Origin of the sequence: Burkholderia sp. Bp9090 (assembly GCF_003857985.1) — a bacterium.
Classification (GTDB): Bacteria; Pseudomonadota; Gammaproteobacteria; order Burkholderiales; family Burkholderiaceae; genus Burkholderia.
The window spans coordinates 1-26,563 of the sequence record NZ_QTPV01000069.1 but is presented as its reverse complement, the minus strand read 5'-3'; the positions used below and the strand labels follow the sequence as shown (position 1 = coordinate 26,563).

Below are 26,563 nucleotides of genomic sequence, written 5' to 3'. Positions count from 1 at the left end.
CGAGAAAGCCGAGAGAGCCGAGAGAGCCGAGAAAGCCGAGAGAGCCGAGAGAGCCGAGAGAGCCGAGAGAGCCGAGAAAGCCCCAAAAGCCCCAAAAGCCCCAAAAGCCCCAAAAGCCCGGCCCGGGCCGCTCAAGTACAATGCGAGCGGTTCGACCGACGGGGACGCGATGACCGGTTCAGACTCACCTTCCGCCCGGCCCGGGCAGGCGCTGCCGTCGCCGAGCGCGACGGTGCCGATTTCGCTCGTCAACGGCTTTCTGGCGAGCGCGGGCGCGCAGCGCGACGTGGTCGAGCGTTACCTGCGCGGGGCCGGCATCCCGCTCGAGTTGCTCGGCGAGCCGCACGCGCGCGTGACGGAAGAGCAGTTCTCGACGCTGTACCGCACGCTCGCGATCGACCTCGACGACGAGATGCCCGGCATCTTCTCGCGCCCGCTGCGCGGCGGCACGCTGAAGTACCTGTGCCTGAGCCTGCTCGATGCGCGCAACCTCGAAACGGCGCTGCACCGTTTCGGCCAGTTCTTCCATATCCTGCTCGACGACTTCTTCGTCGAATCGAAGCGCGACGGCCTCGTCGCGCAGGTGCTGCTGCGGCCGAACCCGGCCGTCGGCCCGATCGGCGCGCTCGGCCAGGAACTGATGCTCAAGCTCGTGCACGGCGTGTGTTCCTGGCTGATCGGGCAGAAGATCCCGCTGCTGCGGATCGAGTTCGCGTGCCCGCGGCCGCGCCATGCGGTCGAGCACCTGTACTTCTTCACCGGCTCCGTGCAGTTCGACTGCGAACGCACGCTGATGCGCTTCAGCGCCGACTACCTCGACGCGCCGATCCGGCAGAGCAAGCGCAACCTGCGCAAGTTCCTCGCGCGCGCGCCCGGCGACTGGATCTTCGAATCGTTCAGCGAACAGCTCGTGTGCCATCGCGTGCGGCAATACCTGTCGGCGGCGCTGCCCGACCTGCCGGTGATCGAGCAGGCAGCCGAGCATCTGCATTGCTCGGTGCGCACGCTGAGCCGCCACCTGGCCTCGGAAGGCACGACGTTCCAGGCGCTCAAGGACGAACTGCGGCGCGACATCGCGATCCAGCGGCTCACCGACACGCTCGACACGATCGCGGCGATCGGCGCCGATATCGGCTTCGACGATCCGAGCGCGTTCCATCGCGCGTTCCGCCACTGGACGGGGAGTACGCCGGGGACTTACCGGCGGCGCGCGTAGCGCGGGTTGTTCAAACCCGGTTTCGATCACGCTCCCATAACCGGCATCCTTCGCGCGCTCCCATGGACGGCTCCCCGTCGTCAGGCGTCAGCATGCGTGCGGTGTGTCGTTTTGCTTTTCGTATCGGCAATAGCGCGTCGCGAAGATTCTCCACATCGCGTCGTTCGAGGTCACGAGCTGGCGGCGTCACATCGCGCGCGACGCATTCGACGGACAGGGCGAGCGAATCGGCCGCGCGCTTCGCACGCAAGCACGGCGGCCCGGTCAGCTGCTCGAACTCGCCGATACGCCGGATTGCCTGCCGACCGAAGTCGTGTGGATGATTGTCGGCAGCCACGCAAACGCGATCGTGACCAGCGTCACGCCGACGACGAGCATCGGCACCACCATCGGCCACGCGCCCAGTTGATAGCGCGGATCGGTGAAGACCGCTGCCGTCTGTCCCACGCTGAAAGCGAAGAACATCATGATGAAGCCGGACCACGATACCGCGCGGCCCGCCAGATGGGGCAGGCTGCTGACCGCCCCTGCCTGACCGCAGGGCTGATGGATGCCGTGCCCGAGGCAATACACGCCATGCCCGAGGAGCAGCGGCCAGATGCTTCCGGGAAGCAGCGCACACCCCAAGGCCTGAATCACCGCGCCGCAGAGGCTCAACGTTGCGCCTTGTCGCACCGTTCGCAGCATGCTCTGACGTCGCAGCAACAGGCGGCAGCCATACGTACTCAGCACATAGACGAACGTACCGCTCGCCGGTATCCAGCCATATCGCTGGGGCGACAGGCCGAGATGCCGTATGTAGATTGCGGGCGACAGCAACAGAAAGCAGAACATGCCGGTGTACGTCGAGGCGGCCAGCAGCGCCCATACCCTGAACGAGGCATTGCCGAATATCTCGCGCACGTCGCGGATCGAGCCGCGGATCGAGCCCCGGCTCGAAGCCACTCGGGTGAAGCTTTCCTCGAAGCCGTACCAGCACATGACGAGCAGCCCGAACGCATACAGGCTCATCCCCGCGAGCACCCATCGCCATCCGGCCTGCTGCGTGACATACGCGCCGAGAATCGGCGCGAGGAACGCCATCATCCCCATTCCCATGAAACCGCGCGCCATCACGTACGGGCCGTCGGCTGCCGAATACCGGTCGCGCACGGTCGCGCGCGCGCATACCAGGATCGCGGCCATCGCAAAGCCCTGCATCGCGCGAGCGGCGACCAGCATCGCCGCGCTCGCCGCGAGCGCAGCCGCGAGCGCTGCCAGCGTATAGAGCGCAAGGCCGCTCAGTAGCACGGGGCGGCGGCCGTATCGGTCGGCAAGACTGCCCATCGGCAATTGCCCGATACCGAATATCAATGCGAAAACCGTCAGGCTGACACTGGCGGACCCCAGCGTGGCGGCAATTTCAGGCAGCGCCGGCAGGTAACTGTCGGTCGCCACCGGCTGGGCCGCCAGCAGAAGCGGCAACATGAGCGCGAAGTTCAGGCGGGCAGGGCGCGTGGTGTCCGGCATGACGGTTTTCGGCACGGTATCAGGCATCGGGTGAAGACAGCGGCAAAGCAAGTGCGCTCTGCCGGCGAGGGTGCAGCAGCAAGCCGGAACTGCCCGGCGGACGGGGCGCCGGACACGACGCCCCGTCGAGCGCCGGCTAGCTGCCCAGCGATCCCGGCACGTGTTCGTGCACGACGCGATGGCGCGCCATCGCGGCGACGCGCAGCCGGTCGTATTCTGCCTTGTCGACCGGTCGAGCGTTCGCTTGCCCCAGGTCGTTCATATGGACACGATGGGTCTCGCGTGCGCTCGCGGCTGCGAGCGACGCAACCACGGTGATGCCGAACGCGATCCCGCCGACGATCAGCCAGACGTGGTGTGCGCCGGGCGGCGCGACCGCCGTGAACAGCGCGGGCAGCATCGCCGTGGCCGCGGTGCCGAGGTTCTGCGCGATCGCCATCGCGGAGACGCGCGTGCGGGTCGGGAAGAGTTCCGGGTAAAAGCACGGAAATACCGCGTTGTAGCCCTGGTACACGACCCCCCACATGAGCATCGACATCGCGAACGCGAGCGGCACGTTGCGGATGCTGATCGCATACAGGTAGGCGAACGCGAGCAGGCCGGCCGCCAGCGCGCCGACGATGATCGGCGGCCGGCGTCCGACCTTGTCGGACAGGTTGCCAACGAACGGAATCACGATCATCGCAACGATATTGCCCATCACCGTGATCCAGAGATAGATGTCTTTCTGGAAGCCGATGCCATACGCCGGCTGGACCGCATAGGCTGCGCCGAAGATCGTGGCGACGACCGGAATCACGTTCATCATCGACATGCAGGCCACGCGCACCATGTCGGGAAAGTGATGCCGGAAAGCGTCGGCGACGGGCGAGCCGGCTTGCGCCTGGTTGCGTACTGCTTCATCGAAGGCCGGCGACTCGTCGACCTTACGGCGAATGATCAAACCCGCAACGATGACCAGCGCGCTCAGCAGGAACGGAATGCGCCAGCCCCAGCTGTCGAATTGCGCGGACGGCATGTAGTAGGCGAGCGGCAGGAACACGGCGGCGGCCAGCACCTGGCCCGCCTGCACGCCCTGCAGCGTGAAGCTGACGAAGTATCCGCGCCGACCGAACGGCGCGTGTTCCAGGATCATCGAACTCGCGCCGGTGATCTCGCCGGCCACGGCGAAACCTTGCAGCAGGCGAAGCGTCACCAGCAAGGCCGGCGCGATCAGCCCGGCTTGCTGATAGGTCGGCAGCAGGCCAACGCCGACGGTCGAGATGCCCATCAGGAACATGCAGAACAGCAGGACGGTTTTGCGTCCGCGCGTGTCGCCGAGATGGCCGAGCACGAACGCGCCGATCGGGCGCGACACGTAGCCGACACCGTAAGTGGCCAGCGACGCGATGATAGCGGTCGTGGGGCTGCCGTGCGGAAAGAAGATCTGCGGGAAGATCAGCGCCGATGCCGTGGCGTAGATGAAGAAATCGTAGTATTCGAGCACCGAGCCGATCCAGCCGCTGATGGCGGCTTTTCTCGATTGGTGCCTGCCGCGAGGCTCGTCTCGCAAGGTCGTGGTCATCGTCGTCTCCAGATATTGATATGTGTGCCGGGCAACGCGGGTGATGCGGGGAGTCGTCACTGCCCGATGTGGCGACTCCGGTGTGTGACCTGACCGGGGCCCGTCGATCCGACGCACGGCGAACCAGCGCGGTGCGCCACGCCGTGTACCCGGGAACGGTTGCGCATGGGCGTCGGTCCCGCATCGGCGGCCGATGCGGGAATCGGCCTATGCGTCGCCGAGCGCCGAGACCGCGGCCCGCAGCGCCAGCAGATAGCTCTGGACTCCGAAACCGCAAATCTGCCCGCTGACGATTTCAGCCAGCACGGAGTGATGCCGGAACGGCTCGCGCGCATGAATGTTGGACATGTGCAGTTCGACGATCGGGCACGTGAGGATGGCGAGGGCATCGCGAATGCCGTAGCTGTAATGCGTCCATGCCCCGGCGTTGATCAGCACCGCATCCTGGCGTTCCTCGAAAGCGCGATGAATGCGCTCGCACATCGCGCCTTCGCTGTTCGTCTGGAACGATTCCACCTGTACACCCAGTTCGGTCGCCAGCCCTTGCAGCCGCGCATCGATCTGCGCGAGCGTGATCGTCCCGTACTGTGCCGGGTCGCGCTTGCCGAACATGTTGTGATTGATGCCATGCAGCATCAGGATCTTCTTCATGCGAATCTCCATCGCGTGTTCAATCAAAGGGCACGGCCAGCCGATCGATCACCGAGCTGGTCTCCGGGCGTACGCCGCGCCACCACGCGAACGCTTCGGCTGCCTGCTCGACCAGCATGCCGACGCCGTCCGCAATGCCGTGTACGCCGGCGTTTTTCGCGAGCCGGAGAAACGGCGTCAGACGCTTGCCGTAGGCAAGTTCGTAGGCCGTGCCGGCCGGACTGAACACGCTCGGCGGGACCGGCGGCAGGTCGCCGGTCAGGCTCGCCGACGTCGCATTGACGACCAGGTCGAAACGCCCCATGCGTGCGAGGTCCGCGTAGCCGCCGGCAACGAGCGGACCGCGTCCGGCGACCTGCGCGACCAACGCACGCGCCTTGTCGACGTCGCGATTCGCGATGACCAGTTCAGCCGGTCCGGCGTCGAGGAACGGCAACAGCGCGCCGCGTGCCGCGCCGCCCGCACCGAGCACCAGGACACGCTTGCCGGCCATCGGCAGCCTGAGGTTCGCCTCGATATCGCGAACCAGGCCGATGCCGTCGAAGTTGTCGGCCAGGATGCGGCCGCCGTCGAACTTGAGCGCGTTGGCCGCGCCCGCGAGCTGCGCCCGCTCGCTGCGTTCGTCCGACATCGCGAACGCGTCGAGCTTGAACGGCGCGGTGACGTTGATGCCCTTGCCGCCGCCGTCGAAAAACGCACGGACCGTGGCAGCGAAAGCGCCTGCCGGCTCGACGGGCCCCTCGATCGCCGTGTAGCTGAGGTCCTGGCGCGTTTCCTGCGCGAAGAGGCCGTGGATCAATGGGGATTTCGTGTGCCCGATCGGATTGCCGATCACCGCGTACTGGTCGGTCATCATTGGCTCGCTTTTGAATAGAGGACGCCGTCGGCCTGCATCGCGTCGATTTCGGCCGGATCGAACCCGAGGGCGCGCGCGACTTCCGCGTTGTGCTGCCCGAGATCGGGCGCGACGTCGCGTATCGTCGTATCGCAATCGGAAAACCGGAACGGCAGGTTGGGCAGGCGCAGCGTCCCGTAGCGCGGATGCTGTTGCTCGACGACCATGCCTCGCGCCTGGATCTGCGGATCGTTCAATACCTCGTCGATGCGCTGCACCTTCGCGCACGGAACGTCGATGCCGTCGAGCAGTTCCAGTACCGACGCGACGGAACGCGCGGCCACCCACGGCTCGACCACCGACAGAATCTCCGCGCGGTGCGCGTTGCGCCCGGTGCTGTCGTGAAACCGCGTGTCGGCGCCGAATTCCGCCGGGCCGCCGTGCGTCGCGATCAGCTCGGCGAAGCGTTTCCACGCGTCGTCGACCTGCGCGGCGATCACGAGATCGCCGTCCGCGGCGCGGAATACGCCGTAGAGCGTCGAGGTCGGCATGTCGTGGCCGGTCTGCTCGGGCAGCACGCCCTGCAGCGTGTAGCACTGCACCGCGTATTCGTGCATCGATACCAGCGTGTCGTACAGCGCCATGTCGATGTGTTGCCCGCGGCCGCTCTTCACGCGCCCGAGCAGCGCGGCGTTGATGGCCGCGACCGCATGAATGCCGGTATACATGTCGCCGAGCGAGATGCGCAGCAGCGGCGGCCGCTCGCCGGGCGTGCCGACCATCTGCATGATGCCGCTCTTGGCTTCCGCGATCAGCCCGAAGCCCGCGCGATGCGCGTCCGGACCGGTGTGCCCGTACGCCGAAATCGAACAGTAGACGAGACCCGGATTGCGCGCGGACAGTTCGGCATAGCCGAGCCCGAGCTTGTCCAGCGCGCCCGGCCGATAGTTCTCGATGAACACGTCGGCCGAGTCGCACAGCCGCTGCATGAACGCCTTGCCGCGCGCGTCCTTCATGTTGACGCTCACGCCGCGCTTGCCCATGTTGAGCTGCAGGAAGTAGCCGCTTTGCTGGTCGTCGAGCACGGTCGCGTGCCGGCGTCCGGCGTCCCCCGAGCCGGGGCGCTCGACCTTGATGACTTCGGCGCCGAGCGCCGCGAGACAGCGCCCGACGTACGGCCCGGCAAGGAAGTGGCTGTAGTCGACGACGCGAATGCCTTCGAGTGGGCGAGCCTGCATCACAGTGCCTCCGGGCGGCGCGGCACCATCAGGCGATGCTCGCCGCGTTGAACGACCTGACCGTCCTGATTGATCAGCTCCGACGGCAGCACGACGATGCCCCAGCCCGGGCGACTCTTGCTCGCCCGCATCGAGCCGACGCGGAACGTCACGTGCAGCACGTCGCCGACCTTGATCGGCAGCAGGAAATCCCAACTCCAGCCGAGCGACATGCCCGGCAGAAAGCGATAGTCGCTCTGCGTCTTCAGGCCGTCGGCGATGGACAGGCCGAACAGGCCGTGCGCGACGAGGCAGCCGAAATGGCTCGCGTTCGCGTATTCCTCGTCCACGTGGACGGGCGTATGGTCGCCGGTGAGGTCGGCGTACGCGAGAATGCGCTCCTTGGTCACGGTGTAGTTCGGGCTCGTGCACGTGTCGCCCTCGCGGGCGTCGTCCCAGTATTTTTCGACGATCGTCATGGTCATGCCTCCGCGCGCGGGTTGATCGCCAGCGCCTGCGCGACGCAGGAAGCCGGCCTGGCCTGGATCAGTTCGACGGCGAGCCCGTCGGGCAGGCGAAGCCAGTTGCGCCCTTGCGGCATCTCCGTCACGCCGAAGCGTTGCGCCGCGGCCAGCGCGGCCTCCAGGTCTTCGCACATCACGCCGAGATGCGCGAGCCGGCCTTCCGGGCCATCGTGTTCCGGCGCGTGGATGAACTGCAGGCCGCCGAGCGTCCAGTACTGCCGCGGCGCGTCGAGCGTGCCGTCCACTTCGCGCAGGGTCATGCCGAGCACGTCCTCGAAGAAGCGGATGTGCCAGCGGATGTCCTTGACCCAGATCGCGACGTGTTCGAGATAGGCTTTCGTGGCATTCATGCGGCGGCCTCCTGCCGTTGGCGGTCGGCCATCGCGCGTTCCAGCCCCTTGATGCAGGCGACGAGCGTTGCGTTGACCGGGGTCGGCACGCCGTAGCGCTGCCCCCAGCGCACGACCGAACCGTTGATGAAGTCGATTTCGGTGATCGAGCCCTTCTCCAGGCTTTGCAGCATCGACGTCTTGAAGGACGCCGGCAGCCCCTCGGCGGCGAGCGTCCAGGCCTGCTCGGGATCGGTCATCGACAGCTTGACGCCGGCCGCCTGCGCCGCCGCGATCGCCTCGGCGACGGCCGCGAGCGACGTCGCCTTCAGCAGCGGTTCGTCGTAAAGCTGCCCGTAGGTGAGGCCGGTCAGGCCGGTCAGCGCACCCGTCGCGACGTTCACCAGCAGCTTGTCCCACATCGTGCCGACGATGTTGTCGCTGATCGTCGTGGCGAGGCCGGCGGCATCGAACGCGGCGGCGATCGCCTGAACGCGCGGCGTGATGCGGCCGTCGAGCTCGCCGATATAGGTGTATTTGCCGATCACGCCGGATTCGATGTGGCCCGCGCCGCGCAGCACGCCACCGACGTAGGTCTTGCCCGCGAGGACGCGCTCGCGGCCGACGACGTCGATCAGGATGTCTTCGTGTCCGAGGCCGTTCTGCAGCGACAGCACGGTGGTATCCGGCCCCACCAGCGATTGGGCGCCGCGGATGGCCGCGTCGGTGTGGAACGACTTGACCAGCACCACCACCAGGTCGGCCACGCCGACATCGGCAGCCTGGGTCGTCGCGTGGACGCGTACGTGGCGGGTGCCGCCCGCGTCGTCGACGCGCAGGCCGTCACGGCGCATCGCATCGACGTGTGCCGGCGAGCGGTCGATCAGCCAGGTCTCGTGGCCGCCTTGGGTGAGGGTGGCGCCGATCGCGCAGCCCAGTGCGCCGGCGCCCAGAATTGCTATTTTCAATGGCTTCTCCTTTGTCGACCAGAGTTGGCGCTTTGGCGCCTTACTCTGGTCCCATGCAAAGCTGACGTATGGCATCACGATAGGAGTCGCCGCTCATGCCGACAATGCAATGGATACAATGTCGTCATTGCCCTGGACAATAACGCCACGATGCCTGCCGACCTGCCCGACCTGAAGCTGCTTCAGCTTTTCGATCTCCTGTACGACGTGCGCAGCGTCACGCGCGTCGCCGAGCAACTGGGCCAGAGCCAGCCGACGGTCAGCATCTGGCTCGGGCACTTGAGGGAACACCTGCACGATCCGCTCTTCATCCGGACACCCGGCGGCATGGCGCCCACGCCGCAAGCCGACGCGCTGATCGGGCCATGCCGGGAAATTCTCGAATCCCTGCGGCGCTTCACCGCATGGGAGATCGCGTTCGATCCGGCGACGGCCCAGCGACGCTTTCGCATCTGCATGACCGACGCGAGCCACATCACGCTGCTTCCGAGGCTGCTGGCCCATGTCCGGGCGCAGGCGCCCGGCGTCCGGCTGGAAGCCGCGCGGATCGACGGCAATACGGAACGCGCGCTCGAATCCGGCGAAGCCGATCTCGCGATCGGCTATGTGCCGTGGCTGGGTGGCGGCATTTATCAGCAGAAGCTGTACGACCAGGACTGGGTATGCCTGGCCAACCGGCATCATCCGCGGATTCGCGGCCGCCTCGGGGCAAAGCAGTATCGTTCCGAAGGACATGTCGCCATTACCGCGGGAACCGGGGCGCAACTCCTCGAACAGGCGCTGCGGCAGGCGCGCATCGAGCGGGACGTCGTGCTGGAGTTGCCGGGTTTCCTGGGCTTGGGGGCGATCGTCCAGACGACCGACCTGATCACGACGCTACCGCGTCATATCGGCCAGACACTGGCCCAGGCGAGCGATCTGGCGGTTCATGCGTGTCCGATCCCGGTCGACGGGTTTGCGGTACGGCAGCATTGGCATGCGCGATATCACCATGAGGCCGGCAACCGCTGGCTGCGCGGCGTCGTGATTCAGCTGTTCGGTGCATCGCATTGACTTGCGGGTTCGGCGGCCGTGATGGCCGGCGGACCGGCTGGCGCTCGATTGGATGCGAAACGTCCGGCAAGGAGTGTTTTTCGACGTTTTACGTCGAGGTTCGGCGCGGTTGAGATTTTTTCAGTCGCATCGAGGCGATATGATTTCTCCAGCCCCAACACCGTCGGCCGATCCATGAAGCGCGCCAGCATCGCTGCGACGCGGCCCAGCAAGCACAAGAGAGTCGTATGCCGGACACGCCAATCGTCATCGTCGAACACGCCCGCAGGCGAGCCGCTCAAGTCCGGGGCGGCGACGTCCCCGCCGCCTTGCAGGGTGGTCCCAAATGGGTGTGCAGGATCGTCCCGGATCATGCACCGAGGTTCTGCGAAGGGCACCGATCCGCCGCAGGCACGGCCGAAACGCTCGGCCGACTGAAGCCCGCGAACGTCGCGTTGACGGACCCTGTCCCGAGCGCCGGCGGCTGGCTGGCGCGCTCGTCGACCGACGGAGCCGGCCGGTGTCGCGCCTATGCGCATCTCGGTGCGAACCGGATCCTCGAGATGGTCGGCATGCCGGGCGTCGGCCCGTGGCTCGACGAGCACGACACCTGGTGGCCCGGCGCGTACGAGTTGCCGCTGCTCGAACAGTTGTCCGCGAAGGAGTCGCCTCTGCGCGACCTGCTGGGTGCGACTGCACCCGCCCATCTGCTGATGAGCCTGACCGAAGTCGACGGCACCGCACTCGTGACCGAATCGGACGATGGCATCGAGCGTCCGTTCCGAATTCCCGCGGGTGTGGATACGATCCATTTCGCGCCCGCATGTATCTGCGGGCCGGCGGCGCAGTGGCGCGAAACGCTCGTCACCGCGTTCGACCGTGTCCGGCATCTGGTCGGGCTCAGATCGGCCCGCCCTTTCTATCTTTGACGCAAGCACCCGTTCTCCGGCTGACCACGCGATGACCGACGCACTCGACTCCTTCGACCGCAAGATCCTGAATATCGTCCAGCGCGATTGCAGCGCGACCGCGGATGCCATCGCCGAACGGATCGGCCTGTCCACGTCGGCCGTGCAAAAGCGGCTGAAGCGCATGCGCACCGAAAAGATCATTTCGGCGGAAATCGCGGTGGTCGATCGCGCGGCGGTCGGCCGGCCGATGACGTTCATCGCCGCAATCGAGATCGAACGCGAAAACTACGAGACGGTCGCCAGGTTCCGCGAGTGGTCGAAGGCGCACGACGAGATCCAGCAGATCTACTACGTGACCGGCTCAGCCGACCTGATCGCGATCATCACCGCACGCGACGTCGAGGCGTACGACCGGCTGTCCGCGCGGATCATGCAGAGCAATCCGATGATCCGCCGGATCAACACGAATGTCGTGCTGAGCGCGGTCAAGGTCGGGCTGTTCGTGCCGGTCGACAAGGACGGCGACGACGAACCGCCGGCCGCCTGACGGACTGGTTTCGCGCGGGACGGGCGATCCGTCCGTCCCGCATGACGAATCGCAACGGGTGACGGCTTGAATCGGGCGAAACGCATAATTTGAAAATCGATTCGCATAACTAACCTGTGTCGTGTGGTCAATGAACAGGAGATGATCGAGATGGAACTCAAACTGGCACTGGTCGGTTTCGGCGGAGTCAATCAGGGACTGGTCGAACTGCTCAAGAAGAAGCGCGCGATGCTGGGTGCGGCGGGACTCGACGTATCGGTGACGATGGTCGCCGACCTGCGGCTCGGGATCGCGACGAATCCTCGCGGTATCGCGCTGGACGTCCTCGACGAAACCGCCCGGCGGGGCGTCGATGCCGAAGCGCTGCGTCGCGATCCCGGCACGCTGGTGTCGCCGGACGTCGGCCTCGGTGCGGTGCTGAAGGCCATCGCGTCGGAACACGTGGACGTCGTCATCGAGGCGACCTTCACCGATCCGACCACCGGTGAGCCCGCGCTGTCGCATTGCCGTACCGCGCTCGAATGCGGCAAGCACGTGATCACGACCAACAAGGGGCCGATCGCGCTCGCGCAGCCGGCACTGGCGCGGATCGCCGCGCAATCGGGCGCGTGCGTGATGTACGAGGGCACGGTGATGAGCGGCACGCCGGTGCTGCGGCAGCTCGCGACCTCGCTGCGCGGCTGCGACATCCGCGGCTTCGCCGGCATCCTGAACGGCACGTCGAACTACGTGCTCGGCGAGGTCGAGGCCGGTGCGAGCTTCGATGCGGCGATCCGGGATGCGCAGCAGCGCGGCTATGCGGAGGCGAACCCGGCGGCCGACGTCAACGGTTCGGACGTACAGCTGAAGGTCGTCATTCTGGCGAACGCACTGTGGAATGCCGGCCTCGAGCGCGCCGACGTGACGTGCCGCGGCATCGTGGAATTGACCGAGCACGACGTGCGCGCGGCGGCGGCGGAGCGCATGTCCTGGCGGTTGATCGGCTCTGCCACCCGCCATCCGGACGGCACCGTTAGCGCGAGCGTCGAACCGCGCAAGCTGCCGGCCGGCCATCCGCTGCTGGCCGCGAGCGGCGTGACGAACGCGATCACGTTCGACACCGACGTGCTCGGTGGCGTGACGATCAGCGGGCCGGGTGCCGGGCGCGAGGAAACGGCGTTCGCGATCCTCTCCGACCTGATCGAACTGGCGGACCGGATTGGCGCGGGCTCGCACGAGGTGGCCGCATGAGCGCGCGCGATGCGGTGATGAGCGACTGCACGGGAGCCGGCGTGGCCGATGTGCGGTCGCCGTATGACGGCTCGATCGTCGGCCAGGTTCGTCTGTCGCGAGCCGATGCGGCGCCGCTCCTCGTCGAGCGCGCGCTCGACGGCGCGCGCGCGGCCGCAACCATGTCGCGCAGCCAGCGGGCCGACCTCCTGTTTCGCGCGGCCTCGAGCGTGGAGGCACAAGCGGAGACATTCGCACGCACGATCGCGCTGGAGGCGGGCAAGCCGCTGCGGCAGGCCCGCAAGGAAGTCGCGCGCTGCGTGAACACGCTGCGCCTGTCGGGCGAGGAAGCGAAACGACTCAACGGCGAGACGATCCCGTTCGACGGGTATCCCGGCTCGGAGGATCGCAGCGGCTACTACACGCTGGAGCCGCTGGGCGTGATTCTCGCGATCACGCCCTTCAACGACCCGCTGAACCTCGTCGCACACAAGCTCGGGCCGGCGCTCGCGACCGGCAATGCGGTCATCCTGAAGCCCTCGTTGCTCGCGCCGCTGTCCGCACAGGCGCTCGTCGAGGTCCTGTGGGAAGCCGGTGCGCCGCGCGCCGCGCTGCAGATCGTGCACGGCGGCGCGGATCTCGCGTCCGCGCTGGTGCGCGACCGGCGGATCCGGATGGTGACCTTTACCGGTGGCCCGCAGACCGGCGAGGCCATCACGCGCGATGCGGGACTCAAGAAGATCGCGATGGACCTGGGCGGCAATGCGCCGGTGATCGTCATGGCCGACTGCGACCTGAAGGATGCCGCCGAATCGTGCGTGTCGGGCGCGTTCTGGGCGGCGGGACAGAACTGCATCGGCACGCAGCGGATCTTCGTCGCCGAGGCCGCGTACGAGCCGTTCGTGCGGTATTTCGTCGAACTGACCGGCAGGATGGTCGTCGGCGATCCGCTGGACGATGCGACCGACATGGGGCCGATGATCGGCGAGGAGCAGGCGATCCGCATCGAGCAGTGGGTCGCCGAAGCCGTGTCGGGCGGTGCGACGGTGCTGACCGGCCATCGGCGACGCGGGGCGCTGTATGAACCGACGGTGCTCGCGGATGTGCCGCACGACGCGCGTGTCTGGACCGACGAGGTATTCGCGCCGGTCGTGACGATCGAGAAATTCACCGACCTGCAGCAGGCGCTCGACGCGGCCAACGCGTCGGAAAGCTGCCTGCATGCAGGCGTGTTCACCAACCGCCTGGAGGTGGCGCTCGGTGCGGCCGAGCGCCTGCAGGCGGGCGGCGTGATGATCAACGATTCGTCCGATTACCGCTTCGACGGCATGCCGTTCGGCGGATTCAAGCATGGGTCGCTGGGCCGCGAAGGCGTTCGGTTCGCGATGACGGACATGACGCAGCCGAAGGTGGTCTGCTTCAGGCGCAACCGGCGGCTGTCGGGCTGATGCGCGAGCGCCGGCGCCTGACTGGCCGGCGCGGCGCGAACCGCAGCGGTGTGAGCAACGTATCGAGGAGGGAGTCGAGGATGCCAGCAGCAATTCCTGCATGCAAACCGGCGGCGGACGCGCTGGTGGTCGAGGATATTCACAAGTCGTTCGGCGGTGTCGAGGTGCTCAAGGGCATCTCGTTGACCGCGAAGAATCACGAGGTCGTGTCGATCCTCGGCAGCAGCGGGTCGGGCAAGAGTACGTTCCTCAGGTGCATCAACCTGCTGGAAATGCCCGACCGCGGCCGGATCTGCGTGAACGGCGAAACGCTCGCGCTGAAACAGGCGGGCCGCGACGGCGCGCTCGTCGCGGCCGACGCGCGGCAGGTGATGCGCGTGCGCCGCAGGCTCGCGATGGTGTTCCAGCAGTTCAATCTGTGGGCGCACATGACCGTGCTGCAGAACGTGATGTTCGTGCCGGTGCGCGTGCTCGGCGTGCCGAAGCGCGACGCCCGCGACAAGGCGATCGCGATGCTCGAACGGGTCGGGCTCGCCGGCAAGTGCGAACACTATCCGAACCAGCTGTCGGGCGGCCAGCAGCAGCGCGTCGCGATTGCACGTGCGCTCGCGACCGACCCCGACGTGATGCTGTTCGACGAGCCGACGTCGGCGCTCGATCCGGAACTCGTCGGCGAAGTGTTGAAAGTGATGCGCTCGCTGGCCGACGAGGGACGCACGATGCTCGTCGTCACGCACGAGATGGGGTTCGCGCGCGAGGTCGCGAACCGCGTCGTGTTCGTCCACCAGGGACGAATCGAGGAAGACGGCAGTCCTGACGAGGTGTTCGCGAACCAGAAATCGCCGCGGTTCCAGAAGTTTCTGTCCAGCATCATTTGATGCGGATTCAATGCCAACCGGAGAGGAAACCATGAAAAAGCTGCTTCAGTCGCTGTGCGTGGGCGCGGCATTGCTCGGATCGGTCGCGCAGGCCGAGCAGGTCGTGCGGGTCGGCACGCTCGCCGATTACGCGCCGTTCGAATACAAGGATGCCTCCGGCAAGCTGCAGGGCATGGAGATCGACATCGGCAAGAAGATGTGCGACACGATGAAGGTCAAGTGCCAGTGGGTGACGATGGATTTCGACGCGCTGATTCCGGCACTCAAGGCGAAGCAGATCGATGCGGTGCTCGCGCAAATGTCGAAGACGCCGGAGCGCGAACAGTCGGTGGACTTCACGCGCATCGTCACGACGGCGCCCGTGCAGCTCGTCGCGAAGCAGGGCTCCGGCATCACGGACAACGCCGCCACGCTGCGCGGCAAGACGATCGGCGTTCAGACGGCCTCGACGCACGAATCCTATCTGCGCCGCCGCCTGCCGGCGAGCAAGTCGGGAATCGACGTGAAGGTCTATCAGACGCTCGACGAGGCCTGGCTCGATCTCGAGGCCGGGCGCGTGGATGCGGTATTCGCCGACAACACGGTCGCGTACGACTGGCTGACGAAGGCCGGCAGGAAGGCAGGCTTCGACTTCGTCGGCAAGCCGATCGCCGATGCGGAGATCTTCGGCGACGGTACGGCGATCGCGGTGCGCAAGGGCGACGCGCCGCTGAAGGCGCTGTTCGACAAGGGCATCGCGCAGGTGCAGGCGGACGGCACGTTCGCCGCGGCCAACAAGCGCTATTTCCCGTTCAGCATCGCGCCGCAATAACCGCGCAGCGGGACCGCGCGGGCGCCGGACGGCGGCCCGCGCGATTCCGGTCTTACACGGAGCGACATTACGATGGATATCCTGGTGAACTACGGCGCGCAGATCGCGGCTGGCGCGCTCGTCACGCTGGAGCTGGCGGTCGCCGCGCTGTGCGTCGGCATGCTGCTCGGCATCGCCGGTGCATCGGCAAAACTGTCGAGCCTCGGGTGGCTCAGGCATGCGACCTATGCGCTGACCAATTTCCTGCGCGGCATTCCCGAGTTCCTGATCCTGTTGATCTGCTACTTCGGGCTGTCGCATTTTCTCAACGCGCAATTCGATGGCGCCGTTGTCATCAGCCCGTTCTCAGCCGGCGTGATCGCGCTCGCCGTGGTGTTCGGCGCGTACTCGTCGGAGATGTTCCGCGGCGCGTTCAGCGCGGTGCCGGCCGGACAGATCGAGGCCGCGCGCGCGTACGGGATGACACGCCTGCAGACGCTGTGGTACGTGCGGCTGCCGCAGGCGTGGCGCATCTGCCTGCCGAGCCTGAACAACATGTGGCAGAACCTGCTGAAGGACACGTCGCTGGTGTCGATCGTCGGGCTCGAGGACATGTTGCGCAAGGCCAACATCGCCGCGCAGTTCACCAAGCAGCCGTTCGTCTTCTACGTGGCGGTCGGAGTCGTCTATTTCGGCTTTCTCGCCGCGTCAAACCCCGTGTTCGCGTGGCTCGAGCGCAGCGCGGGCCGCGGTTACGCAAAACGCACCTGAGGAGGGCCATCTGATGAACGACTTTGTTTCCCTCATCGCGCAGTCCGGCCCGGACGTCGCGCGCGGCATCTGGATCACGCTCGAGCTGCTGGTGCTGTCGTGCACCCTGGCGTTCGCGCTCGCGGTGCCGCTGGCGGTCGCGCGCACGTCGGCGTGCCGCTGGCTGTCGACACCGAGCCGGCTGTTCATGTCGGTGTTTCGCGGCACGCCGCTGCTGGTGCAGATTTTCGTGCTGTATTACGGGCTCGCGCAGTTCTCGATCGTGCGTGCATCGCCTCTGTGGCTGCTGGTCGGCGGATCGTTCTCGTGTGCGTTGTGCGCGCTGACGCTCAATCTCGCGGCCTACATGGCCGAAGACATCCGCGGCGGGATCGCAGGCGTTCCCGCTGGCGAGAAGGAGGCCGCGCTCGCGTTCGGGATGAGCCGCTTCATGCTCACCTGGTTCGTGATCGTGCCGCGCGCGATCGGCATCGTCGCGCCGACGCTCGGCAACGAGATCGTGCTGCAGCTGAAATCGACCGCGCTTGCCAGCACGATCACCGTGCTCGACCTCACCGGTGTCGCGCGACGCATCTCCATCGAAACCTATACGACCGACGCGCTGATGCTGGCCGGCATCGTCTACGTCGGTATCACGGCGGTGCTTTCGACCGTGCTCAAGCGCGTCGAAGGTCTGCTGAATCGCCATCTGGGCGGCGTGCGTGCCTGACGGGCGCCGCATGAACGCGACACAACGAACGATCCGAGGACGACATGGGATACAAGCTTGAAACGCTGGCGCTCGCTGCGGACCGCGACGTGACCGACGAGAAGTCGGTCGCGCCTGCGATCCACTATTCGGCGGTGTTCAAGGCAGCCGGCAGCGAGGAATTCGCGGAGATGTCGAGCGTGCCGCAGCATCCGCGCAACTACACGCGCTACGGCAATCCGGTTCACGAGCGCGTGAAGGCGGTCATGGCGGAGCTCGAGGGCACCGAGACCGCGCTTGTCACGGCATCCGGCATGGGCGCGATCGCGACCGCGATTCTCAGTGTCGTGAAGGCCGGCGATCACGTCGTCGGCCAGACGCGTCATTACATGAGCACCACGAAGCTGCTCGACGACATGCTGCGCCGGTTCGGCGTCGAGGTGACGTTCGTCGACCAGACCGACGTGGCCGCGTTCGATCGCGCGATCCGGCCGAACACACGGCTGATCGTGCTCGAGTCGCCGGTCAATCCGCTGCTGCTCGTGACCGACATCGCCGCGGTGACCGAGATCGCCAGAGCCCGCGGCATCCTCACGCTCGCGGACAACACGTTCGCGTCGCCGATCAACCAGCAGCCGCACCGGCTCGGTGTCGACATCGTCGTGCACAGCGCGACCAAGTATCTGGGCGGCCATCACGACCTGACGGGCGGCGTGATCTGCACGAGCCGCGTGCTCGCCGAGCAGATCTGGCATACGCACATCACGCTCGGGTCGGTGCTGTCGCCGATGGACGCGTGGCTGCTGCTGCGCGGGCTGCGCACGCTGCCGATGCGCGTCGAGCGGATCAATGCGAACGCTCAGGCGCTCGCCGAATTCCTCGAAGCGCACGCGAAGATCGAGCGCGTGTTCTATCCGGGCCTGCGCAGCCATCCGCAGCATGGGCTCGCGTGCCGGCAGATGCGCGGTTTCGGCGGCGTGGTCGCGTTCGGCGTGCGGGGAAGCTACGGCGAAGCGCAGCGCTTCGTCGAGGCGCTGCGCCTGCCGCTGAATGCAGGCAATCTCGGCGGCGTCGATTCGCTCGCGATCCATACGGCATCGATGTGGGCGGGCACGATGTCGGCGGAGCAAATGCGCGCTGCCGACATCCCGCTCAATTTCATCCGCTATTCGGTCGGCATCGAGCACATCGACGACCTGAAAAGCGATATCGCGCAAGCATTGGCGCAGATCTGACACGGACCCGCGCGCACGCTCGGTCGACGCCCCACGCGCGTCGCACCGGCCTTTGAATCGATGCGGGCACGAGCTGCGCGGATTGCAACGACGGAGCATGGACTATGCAAGACATCACGGTACTCGACGGCGGCATGGGGCGCGAACTGGCGCGCATGGGGGCGCCGTTCAGGCAGCCGGAATGGTCGGCACTCGCGCTGATGGAAGCGCCGCATTACGTCAGCCTTGCGCACGACGCGTTCATCGCGGCGGGTGCCGACGTGATCACCGCGAACAGCTATGCGGTCGTGCCGTTCCATATCGGCGAAGCGCGGTTCCGTCGCGACGGTGTCGCGCTCGCGGCACTTGCCGGACAACTCGCGCGGCAAGCGGCGGACCGCGCAGCGCGGCCCGTGCGCGTCGCGGGATCGCTTCCGCCGACCGGCGGTTCCTACCGACCCGACCTGTTCGACGCGGCGCGCGCGGATGCGATCCTGGCGACGCTCGTCGACGGGCTCGATCCCTACGTCGACCTGTGGCTGGCCGAGACGCAGAGCCTGACCGACGAGATCGGCGCGGTCCGGCGTGCGCTAGGTGCGAATCCGAAGCCGCTCTGGGTCTCGTTCACGCTGCGTGACGACGTCGACGCAGGCGCCACGCCGGTACTGCGATCGGGACAGACGCTCGACGAAGCGATCGACGCCGCCGTGTCCGCGCGCGCGACCGCGCTGCTGTTCAACTGCAGCCAGCCGGAGGTGATGGGTGCGGCGATCGAGACGGTGCAGCGCACGCTCGCGAACACCGGAACGTCGCTCGCGATCGGCGCCTATGCGAACGCGTTTCCGCCTCAGCGCGCCGATGCGCGCGCGAACGAGGAACTCGACGGCCTGCGCGGCGACGTCGATCCGCCCGGCTATGCAAGATGGGCGGAGCAGTGGCTTGGCCTGGGCGCGCGGATCGTCGGCGGGTGTTGCGGCATCGGCCCCGGCCACATCGCGGCATTGCGCGACGCGGTCGATGCGCGCGGCGCCGCGCACACCGGGTTCGGCCAATGAAGATCGACGGCCTGGACCAGAAGATCATCGACGCATTGTGTGTCGATGCGCGGATACCGCTCGCGGTATTGGCCGACCGGATCGGTCTGTCCAGGCAGGCGGTCCGCAACCGGATCGACCGGCTCGAAGCGCTGAACATCATTGCGGGCTATACGGTGCGGCTCGCGTTGCCCGACGATGTCGTGCCGGTGCGCGCCGTGATGCTCGTGTATCGCCGGGACCGGATGCGCGGCGCGGACGTGCTCGCCGCACTCGAGCGGATCGCCGAAGTGCGCGATTGCGCGGTCCTCAGCGGCGAGGTCGATTTGCTGGTGCAGATCGAGGCGGCCACGCACGAGCGTATCAGCGACATCTGGGCAACGATCAGCGCGCTGGATGGCGTGCAAAACATGACGACCAGTTTCGTGCTCGATTCCGTCGTCCACAAGCGCTGACTGAACCGGCGCAACGGGAAAAGGGCAGGCGGGGGAGGCTGCGCGTCGTCCGGTTCGGCGTCCGCGACGGCGTATCGAAGCCACGCGGCGCTGGAGCGGCTTGCTGCCGCTCCGCGCGCGTGGCCGTACTCAGGCTTTCAGTGCGCCGAAGATTTCATTGAGCATCGACTTCGCATCGCCGAACAACATGCGGTTGTTGTCCTTGTAGAACAGCGGATTGTCGACGCCCGCATAGCCGGACGCCATGCTGCGCTTCATCACGATCGACGTCTTCGCCTTCCACACTTCCAGCACCGGCATGCCGGCGATCGGGCTCGACGGGTCGTCCTGCGCGGCCGGGTTCACGATGTCGTTCGCGCCGATCACCATCGACACGTCGGCCTCGGGGAAGTCGCCGTTGATCTCGTCCATCTCCAGCACGATGTCGTACGGCACCTTCGCTTCGGCCAGCAGCACGTTCATGTGCCCCGGCATGCGGCCCGCGACCGGGTGGATCGCGAAACGCACGTCGACACCCTTCTCGCGCAGCAGCTTCGTCAGCTCGAACACTGTGTGCTGGGCCTGTGCGACGGCCATCCCGTAGCCGGGCACGATGATCACGCGCTTCGCTTCGCGCAGCAGCTCGGCCGTCTCCGCCGCGCTCACCGCGACCGCTTCACCGGCCGGCTGCGCGGCGCCGCCGCCGGCTGCCGCCGGTGCGCCCGCGCCGCTGCCGAAGCCGCCCGCGATCACGCTGATGAAGTTGCGGTTCATCGCGCGGCACATGATGTACGACAGGATCGCACCCGACGAGCCCACCAGCGCGCCGATCACGATCAGCAGGTCGTTGCCGAGCATGAAGCCGGTGGCGGCTGCCGCCCACCCCGAGTAGCTGTTGAGCATCGACACCACGACCGGCATGTCCGCGCCGCCGATCGCCATCACCATGTGCACGCCGAACAGCAGCGAGATCACGGTCATCACGACGAGCGGCAGCATGCCGTCCTGGATGCTTTCCGCATGCAGGAACGCGCGACCGTAGTAGATCACGATCAGCAGCGCGGCCAGGTTCAGCCAGTGCCGTGCCGGCAGCAGCAGCGGCTTGCCGCCGATCTTGCCCGACAGCTTGCCGAACGCGATGATCGAGCCCGCGAAGGTGACGGCACCGATCAGGATGCCGACATAAATTTCCACTTCGTGGATCGCCTTCTCGGCGCCGGTGAACTGCAGCGACGTGTCGATGTAGCTCGCGAAGCCGACGAGGCAGGCCGCGAGACCGACCAGGCTGTGCATCAGCGCGACCAGTTCCGGCATCTGCGTCATCTGCACCTTCTTCGCCGCGTACAGGCCGACCGCGCCGCCGACGACGAGCGCGGCGATCACGTACGGAATGCCCGCGGCCGACACGCGCGGCCCGGCCACGGTGGCCAGCACGGCGATCAGCATGCCGATCATGCCGAGCAGGTTGCCGCGGCGCGCGGTTTCGGGGTTCGCGAGGCCGCCGAGGCTCAGGATGAACAGGATCGCGGCGCCGATATAGGAGACGGTGGTCAGGTTGGAAGTCATTATTGTCGTCCCCTTATTTGCGGAACATCGCCAGCATGCGGCGCGTGACCGCGAAGCCGCCGAACATGTTGACGGCCGTGAGCGTGAGCGCGCCGACCGCGAGACCGAGGATCAGCCCGGACGGGCGATCGCCGGCGTTGGCCAGCTCACCGAGGGGCGGTGCGACCTGCACGAGCGCGCCGATCGCGATGATCGACGAGATCGCGTTGGTCACGCTCATCAGCGGCGTGTGCAGCGACGGCGTGACGTTCCAGATCACCATGTAGCCGACGAAGCACGCGAGCACGAACACCGTGAAGTGCGACAGGAAGCTCGCCGGCGCGAACTGGCCGACCAGCAGGAACGCCAGCGCGCCGATCGCGAACACGATCGCGAGCGCCTTGGCCGACATCGGCTCGCCGCTGTGGCCGTGGCCCTTGGACTTCGCCGGCGCGGCGGCTGCCGCGGGTGCGGCAGCCGGTGGCTTGGGCGCGACGGCCGCCTGCTTGATCGGCGGCGGCGGCCACGTGACATTGCCTTCCTTGATGACGGTGAGGCCGCGGATCGCGTCGTCGTCGAAGTCGACGTTGATCGTGCCGTCCTTGGCCTTGCACAGCTCCTCGATCACGCGCAGCAGATTGGTCGCATAGAGCGTCGACGACTGCCGCGACAGGCGCGACGCGAGATCGGTATAGCCGACGATGGTCACGCCGTGGCGCACCACGGCTTCGCCGGGCACCGTGAGTTCGCAGTTGCCGCCCTGTTCGGCGGCCATGTCGACGATCACGCTGCCGGGCTTCATCGACTGCACCATCTCGGCGGTGATGAGCTTCGGCGCCGGCTTGCCGGGGATCAGCGCGGTCGTGATGATGATGTCGGCGTCCTTGGCCTGCTGCGCATACATCGCGCGCTGTGCCTGCTGGAAGCCCTCGCTCATCACCTTCGCGTAGCCGCCGCCGCCCGAGCCTTCCTCTTCGTAGTCGACCTTGACGAATTCGCCGCCTAGCGACTTGACCTGATCGGCGACCTCGGCGCGCGTGTCGTTCGCGCGCACGATCGCACCGAGGCTCGCGGCCGTGCCGATCGCGGCCAGACCGGCCACCCCGGCGCCGGCGATGAACACCTTCGCCGGCGGGATCTTGCCGGCCGCCGTGACCTGGCCGTTCAGGAAGCGGCCGAACGCATGCGCGGCCTCGATCACCGCGCGATAGCCGCTGATGCCGGCCATCGACGTGAGCGCGTCCATCTTCTGCGCGCGCGACAGCGTGCGCGGCAGCGAGTCGATCGCCAGCACGGTGGCGCGCTTCGCGGCCAGCTGCTGCATCAGCTCGGGATTCTGCGCGGGCCACACGAAGCCGATCAGCGCGCCGCCTTCGCGCATCAGCGCGACTTCGTCGGCGCTCGGCGGGCGCACCTTGAGCACGATGTCGCTGCCGGACCAGAGCTCGGCCGCCGTGGCGGCGATGCTCGCGCCGGCCGCGCGGTACGTGTCGTCGTCAAAGTTCGCGCCGGCACCGGCGCCGCTTTGGACGGCCACCGAAAACCCCAGCTTGATCAGTTTCTCGACCACCTCGGGAACGGTCGCAACGCGCCGTTCGCCGGTGGCTGTCTCCAGAGGAACCCCAATCTGTAATGTCATAGTGTGAAAGATGGGTGATGGCCATCGCGAAGCGCTCGGGCCGGTGCGTCAAGGTAACAGAATCATGTGCGTATTTAGTGGCTCGCGCGAGGGTTCGCATTAAAAATGGAACGACCGTTCGCTGGGCGCGAATAGAGTATGCCCGATAACAAAGGCGCCATCGAGGACACAAAATCGTCGAACGCGTCTTCTGCCGTGCTGTTGCGTTTTATCCACGCGCGGGCGATATCGCGTCGACCGAATGGAGGTTGACGATGCGGTCGGACCGCTGCTTCCGCCGCAGCGGCGCTGCCGCGTGAGCCGGCCGCCGCGCTGTGGGCTGCACGGGCTTCCCATGACCGGCGTCCTTCGCCGGTTCCCATGGCCGGCTTTCGGTCGATGATCTCGCCGCTCGTTGCCCGGTCGGCTCGCCTTCCTTCGGATGATTTCGTCGGCGTACACGGAAGCTGGAGATTCGGGCAGGCGTCGAATCGTTTCGCTTACACGCATGCCGGCATGATCGGGCCGATCGCGAAACGCCTGGGTACCGTTCAACAGTGGTTTGAAGCAATCCGGACCGACCGGTAGGTCAATGACCGGGCGCTCACCGCAGGCGGACCCGTCAGCGCATCGTGACGATCGTCGGATCAATTCAGCAGGCACCATATCGCGAGGAACGGCGTATCGCCGGCGCGCATCGCATGCAGCGCGCCGGGCGGGTTGTGGATGCCGCCACCGATACCGGGATCGAACCATTCGCCGTTCTGCTGCCGGAATTCACCGGCGGTCAACAGCACGTACGCTTCCTCCGGCGCGTGACCATGATCCGGATATCTGACGCCGGGCATCATCAGCGAGAAGCCGAGCTGAATGTCGTCGCGGCTCTCCGCGCCGCCGGGCCCGCAGATCATCGCGTTCGCGTGCCCGTCGATGTAGTTGGGGCTGCCGTCCTTGCCCGACGTGCGACGCGACCATCCGACCACGGGTTCGAGCGACCCGATCAGCCGTGCAACCGTGGCGAAGGTCGGGCTGACGTGCGCGACCGACTCGAGCGCCGGGGCGAGCCATGCGCAGGCGGGGTAGCGCTCCGCGAGCCGCGTTCCGTTGTCCGACGGCGTCTGCAGCCGCGCGAATACTTTCGGCGCGAATGCGCGCGCGGCGGGGGGAAGCCGGTCCGACTGGAACAGTTCGCCGGCGATCCGGACGAAATCCGCGATGTGCTTCGGGCGTTCACTCATGCTGGTCTGTGCTCCGGTGCTCGCTGGCTTGATGAGACGAAAGTCTATGCAGAAACGTGCCGGCCCGGGCAGCGAAAAAGGGCGGCCGATTTGGCGCCGGCCGCCATGTGCTCGGCGCGGTTGCCGTCGCACGCGCTCAGGCCGGCATCCTTCGGCGATGTCCATGATCGTCTCCCGGTTTTCGGCTTCGGCGGTCGTTCGAGCCACCGCCCGGCCCGTCCGGCCGGCACGCCGATTGCGCATCGTTTATGCTGGAAACGGCACCCGAACCGCCCCGCCCGGACGCCCGTTTCCGCCATCGCCCTGCGCATCGCGTGGCCGGTTTTGTCACCATGTGGGCCGGATATGACAATGGAAAACCGCCGGCGCGGCATTACGATGGGCCACGACGTCGCCTGGCGCTGGCCGGTTTTGCCGCAGCCGCCCGGGCCGCGCGCCTCATTCACCGCCTGATTTGGAACATCGACCATGAGCTATAACGCCCCTGTCAAGGACATGCTGTTCGTGCTGAAGGAACTCGCGGGCATCGACACCGTTGCGCAGTTGCCGGGTTTCGAGGACGCCGGCTACGACACGGCGCAGGCCGTGCTCGACGAATCCGCGAAATTCTGCGACGAGGTGCTGGCGCCGCTGAACGTCGAGGGCGACCGCAACCCGAGCAGCTGGAAGGATGGCGTCGTGACCGCGACGCCGGGTTTCGGCGCCGCATTCCGCCAGTTCGTCGAAGGCGGCTGGCAAGGTCTGCAGCATCCGGCCGAATACGACGGCCAGGGGCTGCCGAAGCTGATCGCGACGCCGTGCATCGAGATGCTGAACGCGGCGAACCTGTCGTTCGCGCTGTGCCCGCTGCTCACCGACGGCGCGATCGAGGCGCTGCTGACGGCCGGCACCGACGAACAGAAGCAGCGCTACGTGCCGAAGCTGATCTCGGGCGAATGGACCGGCACGATGAACCTGACCGAGCCGCAGGCCGGTTCGGACCTGGCGCTGGTGCGCTCGCGCGCCGAGCCGCAGGGCGACGGCACGTACAAGGTGTTCGGCACCAAGATCTTCATCACGTGGGGCGAGCACGACATGGCGGACAACATCGTCCACCTGGTGCTCGCGCGCACGCCGAACGCGCCGGAAGGCGTGAAGGGCATTTCGCTGTTCATCGTGCCGAAGTTCCTGGTCAACGAAGACGGCTCGCTCGGCGCGCGCAACGACGTGCACTGCGTGTCGATCGAGCACAAGCTCGGGATCAAGGCGAGCCCGACCGCGGTGCTGCAGTACGGCGACAACGGCGGTGCGACCGGCTACCTCGTCGGCGAGGAGAATCGCGGCCTCGAATACATGTTCATCATGATGAACGCCGCGCGCTTCGGCGTCGGGATGCAGGGGATCGGCGTGGCCGACCGTGCCTACCGAAAGGCCGCGGAATTCGCGAAGGAGCGCGTGCAGAGCCGCCCGGTCGACGGGTCGGCCAAGCAGTCGGTGACAATCATCCATCACCCGGACGTGCGCCGCATGCTCGGCACGATGCGCGCGCTGACCGAGGGCGCGCGGGCGCTCGCGTATGTCGCGGCCGCGCACAGCGACATTGCCCACCGCCATTCGGACGAGGCGACGCGCACGCGTCATCAGGCAATCTACGAATATCTGGTGCCGGTCGTGAAGGGCTGGAGCACGGAGATGGTGAACGACGTGGCTAGCCTCGGCGTGCAGGTGCACGGCGGGATGGGCTTCATCGAGGAAACCGGCGCCGCGCAGTACTACCGCGACGCGCGGATCCTGGCGATCTACGAAGGCACGACCGCGATCCAGGCGAACGACCTGGTCGGCCGCAAGACGATGCGCGACGGCGGCGCGGTGGCGAAGGCGCTGATCGCGGAGATCGGCGACACCGTCGCGGCGCTCGGCAAGGTCGACGGCGCGGCGGCCGCGTCGATGAAGGCGCAGCTGGAGAAGGGCGCGCGCGCGCTGTCGACGGTGGTGGACTACGTGGTCGCGAACGTGAAGCAGGACCCGAACGCGGTGTTCGCGGGCAGCGTGCCGTATCTGAAGCTGGCGGGCGTCGTGCTGTGCGGATGGCAGATGGCGCGTGCGCTGCTGGCGGCGCACGCGAACCGCGCGAGCGACACGGCGTTCTTCGATGCGAAGATCGCGATCGCACAATGCTATGCGGAACACGTCCTCGTGCAGGCAGGCGGGCTCGAAGCGTCGATCGTCGGCGCGAAGGGCAACGAGAGCGTGCTCGCGTTGACGGAAGACCAGTTCTGACCGTAACGGTCGGGGCGCAGGAGGAGACAGGATTTTGACCACACAGGACTTGCTCGCGCAATACGGCCCGCGCGAATCGATGGAATACGACGTCGTGATCGTCGGCGGCGGCCCGGCCGGGCTGTCGGCCGCGA

26 protein-coding genes are annotated in these 26,563 nt (G+C 66.9%); 14 read left to right on the top strand and 12 right to left on the bottom strand.

Annotated features, from left to right (window positions below; translation table 11 throughout):
• The coding region (locus tag DIE16_RS34950; protein ID WP_409364477.1) for an AraC family transcriptional regulator at positions 1-1,216 on the top strand (1,216 nt) is incomplete at its 5' end.
• Between the two features lie 264 nt (positions 1,217-1,480).
• Here DIE16_RS34950 and DIE16_RS34945 read toward each other — a convergent pair.
• The 8 genes from DIE16_RS34945 to DIE16_RS34910 all read right to left on the bottom strand — a co-directional run bounded on the left by DIE16_RS34945 (position 1,481) and on the right by DIE16_RS34910 (position 8,813).
• Positions 1,481-2,725, bottom strand: a complete 1,245-nt coding sequence (locus DIE16_RS34945; protein WP_124894318.1) for an MFS transporter — start codon at positions 2,723-2,725, stop codon at positions 1,481-1,483.
• 136 nt (positions 2,726-2,861) lie between these two features.
• The gene (locus DIE16_RS34940; protein ID WP_124894317.1) at positions 2,862-4,289 is read right to left on the bottom strand and encodes an MFS transporter; all 1,428 of its coding nucleotides are present in this window, start codon (positions 4,287-4,289) and stop codon (positions 2,862-2,864) included.
• 207 nt (positions 4,290-4,496) lie between these two features.
• On the bottom strand, positions 4,497-4,940 hold the full coding sequence (aroQ, locus tag DIE16_RS34935) for a type II 3-dehydroquinate dehydratase (RefSeq protein WP_124523927.1): 444 nt from the start codon (positions 4,938-4,940) through the stop codon (positions 4,497-4,499).
• Positions 4,941-4,959: 19 nt separating this feature from the next.
• Positions 4,960-5,793, bottom strand: coding sequence for a shikimate dehydrogenase (aroE, locus tag DIE16_RS34930; protein WP_124489186.1), 834 nt, complete (start codon positions 5,791-5,793; stop codon positions 4,960-4,962).
• Positions 5,793-7,013, bottom strand: a complete 1,221-nt coding sequence (locus tag DIE16_RS34925; protein ID WP_124894316.1) for a CaiB/BaiF CoA-transferase family protein — start codon at positions 7,011-7,013, stop codon at positions 5,793-5,795. Before DIE16_RS34925 ends, aroE begins: the two co-directional genes overlap by 1 nt.
• Positions 7,013-7,471 carry a MaoC family dehydratase gene (locus tag DIE16_RS34920; protein WP_124489185.1) on the bottom strand — a complete coding sequence of 153 codons (459 nt, stop codon included), beginning with the start codon at positions 7,469-7,471 and terminating at the stop codon, positions 7,013-7,015. Before DIE16_RS34920 ends, DIE16_RS34925 begins: the two co-directional genes overlap by 1 nt.
• A gap of 2 nt (positions 7,472-7,473) precedes the next feature.
• Positions 7,474-7,866 (bottom strand): VOC family protein, encoded by a 393-nt coding sequence (locus DIE16_RS34915; protein WP_044848449.1) that lies wholly within the window; start codon positions 7,864-7,866, stop codon positions 7,474-7,476.
• Positions 7,863-8,813 (bottom strand): ketopantoate reductase family protein, encoded by a 951-nt coding sequence (locus DIE16_RS34910; RefSeq protein ID WP_124489184.1) that lies wholly within the window; start codon positions 8,811-8,813, stop codon positions 7,863-7,865. Before DIE16_RS34910 ends, DIE16_RS34915 begins: the two co-directional genes overlap by 4 nt.
• Positions 8,814-8,945: 132 nt before the next feature.
• On the opposite strand from DIE16_RS34910, the gene DIE16_RS34905 reads away from it, so the two are divergent.
• A complete protein-coding gene (locus DIE16_RS34905) occupies positions 8,946-9,866 on the top strand; it encodes a LysR family transcriptional regulator (RefSeq protein ID WP_044848491.1) in 921 nt (306 codons plus the stop codon).
• Here the strand turns inward: DIE16_RS34905 and DIE16_RS37380 are convergent.
• Positions 9,842-10,219, bottom strand: coding sequence for a hypothetical protein (locus tag DIE16_RS37380; protein WP_260427379.1), 378 nt, complete (start codon positions 10,217-10,219; stop codon positions 9,842-9,844). The two genes, DIE16_RS34905 and DIE16_RS37380, sit on opposite strands and share 25 nt — an antisense overlap.
• Before the next feature lie 81 nt (positions 10,220-10,300).
• On the opposite strand from DIE16_RS37380, the gene DIE16_RS34895 reads away from it, so the two are divergent.
• The 11 genes from DIE16_RS34895 (at position 10,301) to DIE16_RS34845 (ending at position 19,790) form a co-directional block, all read left to right on the top strand.
• The gene (locus tag DIE16_RS34895) at positions 10,301-10,774 is read left to right on the top strand and encodes a hypothetical protein (RefSeq protein ID WP_260434512.1); all 474 of its coding nucleotides are present in this window, start codon (positions 10,301-10,303) and stop codon (positions 10,772-10,774) included.
• Between the two features lie 31 nt (positions 10,775-10,805).
• Positions 10,806-11,303, top strand: coding sequence for an Lrp/AsnC family transcriptional regulator (locus tag DIE16_RS34890; RefSeq protein ID WP_044848452.1), 498 nt, complete (start codon positions 10,806-10,808; stop codon positions 11,301-11,303).
• Positions 11,304-11,453: 150 nt separating this feature from the next.
• Positions 11,454-12,533 (top strand): homoserine dehydrogenase, encoded by a 1,080-nt coding sequence (locus DIE16_RS34885; protein WP_124489181.1) that lies wholly within the window; start codon positions 11,454-11,456, stop codon positions 12,531-12,533.
• A complete protein-coding gene (locus DIE16_RS34880; RefSeq protein WP_124489180.1) occupies positions 12,530-13,960 on the top strand; it encodes an aldehyde dehydrogenase family protein in 1,431 nt (476 codons plus the stop codon). Before DIE16_RS34885 ends, DIE16_RS34880 begins: the two co-directional genes overlap by 4 nt.
• A gap of 80 nt (positions 13,961-14,040) precedes the next feature.
• Positions 14,041-14,838 (top strand): ABC transporter ATP-binding protein, encoded by a 798-nt coding sequence (locus DIE16_RS34875; RefSeq protein ID WP_124489179.1) that lies wholly within the window; start codon positions 14,041-14,043, stop codon positions 14,836-14,838.
• Positions 14,839-14,869: 31 nt separating this feature from the next.
• A complete protein-coding gene (locus DIE16_RS34870) occupies positions 14,870-15,649 on the top strand; it encodes a transporter substrate-binding domain-containing protein (protein WP_124489178.1) in 780 nt (259 codons plus the stop codon).
• 72 nt (positions 15,650-15,721) lie between these two features.
• Entirely contained in the window at positions 15,722-16,399 is a 678-nt protein-coding gene (locus DIE16_RS34865; RefSeq protein ID WP_124489177.1) for an ABC transporter permease, read from the top strand.
• 13 nt (positions 16,400-16,412) lie between these two features.
• Entirely contained in the window at positions 16,413-17,108 is a 696-nt protein-coding gene (locus DIE16_RS34860) for an ABC transporter permease (RefSeq protein ID WP_124489176.1), read from the top strand.
• 44 nt (positions 17,109-17,152) lie between these two features.
• Complete coding sequence (locus tag DIE16_RS34855; RefSeq protein ID WP_124489175.1) at positions 17,153-18,322, top strand: PLP-dependent aspartate aminotransferase family protein; 1,170 nt, start codon at positions 17,153-17,155, stop codon at positions 18,320-18,322.
• A 104-nt stretch (positions 18,323-18,426) separates the two neighbouring features.
• Positions 18,427-19,356, top strand: coding sequence for a homocysteine S-methyltransferase family protein (locus tag DIE16_RS34850; RefSeq protein WP_124489174.1), 930 nt, complete (start codon positions 18,427-18,429; stop codon positions 19,354-19,356).
• Positions 19,353-19,790 (top strand): Lrp/AsnC family transcriptional regulator, encoded by a 438-nt coding sequence (locus DIE16_RS34845; protein WP_124489173.1) that lies wholly within the window; start codon positions 19,353-19,355, stop codon positions 19,788-19,790. Before DIE16_RS34850 ends, DIE16_RS34845 begins: the two co-directional genes overlap by 4 nt.
• 129 nt (positions 19,791-19,919) lie before the next feature.
• Here the strand turns inward: DIE16_RS34845 and pntB are convergent, their stop codons facing one another.
• From pntB to DIE16_RS34830, 3 genes are all read right to left on the bottom strand, one after another.
• A complete protein-coding gene (gene pntB / locus DIE16_RS34840; protein ID WP_124489172.1) occupies positions 19,920-21,335 on the bottom strand; it encodes a Re/Si-specific NAD(P)(+) transhydrogenase subunit beta in 1,416 nt (471 codons plus the stop codon).
• A gap of 13 nt (positions 21,336-21,348) precedes the next feature.
• Positions 21,349-22,953 carry a Re/Si-specific NAD(P)(+) transhydrogenase subunit alpha gene (locus DIE16_RS34835; RefSeq protein WP_124489171.1) on the bottom strand — a complete coding sequence of 535 codons (1,605 nt, stop codon included), beginning with the start codon at positions 22,951-22,953 and terminating at the stop codon, positions 21,349-21,351.
• Between the two features lie 626 nt (positions 22,954-23,579).
• On the bottom strand, positions 23,580-24,170 hold the full coding sequence (locus tag DIE16_RS34830) for a dimethylsulfonioproprionate lyase family protein (RefSeq protein ID WP_124489170.1): 591 nt from the start codon (positions 24,168-24,170) through the stop codon (positions 23,580-23,582).
• A gap of 468 nt (positions 24,171-24,638) precedes the next feature.
• Between DIE16_RS34830 and DIE16_RS34825 the strand changes: the two genes are divergently transcribed.
• Positions 24,639-26,429, top strand: a complete 1,791-nt coding sequence (locus tag DIE16_RS34825; protein WP_124489169.1) for an acyl-CoA dehydrogenase — start codon at positions 24,639-24,641, stop codon at positions 26,427-26,429.
• The last annotated feature ends 134 nt before the right edge of the window (positions 26,430-26,563 follow it).